At 39.9% G+C, this 586-nt stretch carries 1 protein-coding gene; it reads right to left on the minus strand.

The window, feature by feature from the left end; genetic code table 11:
* Nucleotides 1-540 (minus strand): hypothetical protein (locus tag HMPREF9444_RS07160; protein ID WP_009143737.1); only part of this gene is annotated, 540 nt, incomplete at its 3' end.
* Nucleotides 541-586: the final 46 nt, after the last annotated feature.

Below are 586 nucleotides of genomic sequence, written 5' to 3' on the forward strand. Positions count from 1 at the left end.
CTGCTTTCTTTGCTGCCTGAATTCTTTTTTTTTGATCGCATCCGGATGGCTCTCTTCAAGAACTTCCAACAGGGCCATGTTAACGATTAAAAGCTCCTTCATTTCCTGAAGCTCCTTCTTATTTAATGGCTCTTTATGCTCTTCTATGGATTGCAATTCTTTTTTAATCTTTTGTTTTTGCTCTTGGAGGCGCTGCATAGAATTTCGTCCTTGGGGCAGTTGTACTACTCCATAGTTTACGAAATTTCGTTTTGCTGTTAACAATTTTGCAGTAGAAATTCCGTATTTAACAGCAATGAGCTTACAGCCTTGTTCGGTATTGAGATACTCATCGACAGCTCTTTGCAGTACGTTAATGTCTGTTTTGCGATATTGCGACGTGACCCAAGAGGTATCACCGGAACGAAATAATAAGTACCAATTAGTCACGGTACCCGGATTTAAGCCAAGTATTGAACTTGTGGCTCTATACCCAAAACTTTGTTGAAAGAGTTCCAGTGCTTTTTGTTTAATCTCTTTTGAAATACGTTTTCCACCCATAAAAATACCCCGTCGGTTAATTGTCTACCCAACGGGGCACAGTTCA

It is taken from the genome of Succinatimonas hippei YIT 12066, from assembly GCF_000188195.1.
GTDB classification, from domain to species: Bacteria; Pseudomonadota; Gammaproteobacteria; order Enterobacterales; family Succinivibrionaceae; genus Succinatimonas; species Succinatimonas hippei.